The organism is Staphylococcus sp. GDY8P57P (assembly GCF_017892585.1).
GTDB classification, from domain to species: domain Bacteria; phylum Bacillota; class Bacilli; order Staphylococcales; family Staphylococcaceae; genus Staphylococcus; species Staphylococcus borealis.
Window position 1 is genome coordinate 1 of sequence record NZ_JAESLK010000048.1, and the last position, 1,524, is coordinate 1,524.

Consider the following 1,524-nt stretch of genomic DNA (forward strand, 5'->3'; position numbering starts at 1 on the left):
AATTAGCATCATGCTAGCAAGTTAAGCGAACACTGACATGATAAATTAGTGGTTAGCTATATTTTTTTACTTTGCAACAGAACCTTCATTAGTTTATCAAGTCTACGACTAGGAAGAACATCAACCAGTTCACCGGTTTCACCATTGGCACAAATAAAACTCATTTTATCTTCATAGGTGGCATGAGATCTGAATTCATCAACCATTAGAACTTTTGGAAAAGAGCGTGGTTTAAGCGTTTCAGGTAAATGTTTTTCAACAGATTTAAGGACCCTTATAACGGTTGTGAGTGATACATGACATATCTTAGCGATAACGGTCATTGATATTTTTTGAGTTAATAATTCTAGTATTCTAAATGTCATGAATCGACTAATAAAACAATTTTCTTCAACGATAGAACATTGAGTTGTCCAATGTTGATGGCAGTTTTTACAAAAATATCGTTGTTTTTTTAGCTTTAAAATAGTTGGAATATTTTGATATGATTCCAAACGAATTGTCACTTCTTTTTTCCCATTTTTTACAATGGTTTTCTTTTCATCTGCATCGTTCGCATGAGACTGACAATACTTACAGGCCGTAAGCTTAGGTGAGTAGGTACCAGTGATAATTAATGTGTTCACACCTTTGTATTTTCCTTCTTCAACACAAGTTAAATTTAAATCTTTCTTTAATTCGCAACATTTTTTTGATATGATTAGTCATGACATGTCGTCCTTTCTATTTAAGATTTTGGTTGGTACTTTAATTTTACTAGATAGACGACATGCTTTTCTACTTAAATAAACTAAAATAGAACTGATGAATCAAAAAATGATTCATCAGTTCTATAAATTATAGAGCCTGAATTTATCCGCAAAAACAAATTCCGCACCTTAGAATATGATGATAAGCTTGTAAGGAAGATAATCCAGAGCGTTACAGTGTATGAAGACCACTTCGTCATAGTCTTCAAATCTGGCATCGAAATGGAAATATAAAAACCCAAAGTAAATAGCCCATGACTCTACAGTAGAGTTGTGGGTTTTCTTTTGCTTGCTGATTATAATAATATTTTAATAACTATTGTGTTTATCAATCAAATGGTTTACAATATTCTTAGCGTAAACTTGGAGGTGCTGTATGACTACGGCAGAAATGATTAAAGAACTGTGTGAGCAAATGAATATAAGTGTTTCCGAACTTGCTAGACGTATTGGCCAGACTCCACAGAATTTCAATAAAAAATTACAACGAGAAACAGTAACCTTGGATGAGTTGAAGGCCATTGCTGATGTGCTAGGTGTCAAGTTTGTGCAGGCATTTATTTTACCAGATGGAGAAGAAATAAAAATATCTAACGAATAAAGGAGGATGTTTATATGGTAGGTAATGTTATTCAAATAGTAACAGAGAAATTATCATCTTTGCCTTTTATAGAAGGCATGGTTCTGTTGCAAAGTAAAAAAATATAGCTAACCACTAATTTATCATGTCAGTGTTCGCTTAACTTGCTAGCATGATGCTAATTTCGTGGCATGG

General features: G+C 33.0%; 2 protein-coding genes. One reads left to right on the forward strand and one right to left on the reverse strand.

The genetic code is table 11. The features are described from left to right. Positions 1-56: 56 nt before the first annotated feature. Complete coding sequence (locus KA878_RS14550; RefSeq protein WP_193839985.1) at positions 57-626, reverse strand: transposase family protein; 570 nt, start codon at positions 624-626, stop codon at positions 57-59. Between the two features lie 499 nt (positions 627-1,125). Between KA878_RS14550 and KA878_RS12885 the strand changes: the two genes are divergently transcribed. Then, complete coding sequence (locus KA878_RS12885; protein ID WP_000205227.1) at positions 1,126-1,350, forward strand: helix-turn-helix domain-containing protein; 225 nt, start codon at positions 1,126-1,128, stop codon at positions 1,348-1,350. Positions 1,351-1,524: the final 174 nt, after the last annotated feature.

What these genes read in the sequence shown, in the direction of transcription:
- KA878_RS12885 (WP_000205227.1), top strand. Translation starts at nt 1,126, where the DNA reads ATGACTACGGCAGAAATGATTAAAGAACTGTGTGAGCAAATGAATATA.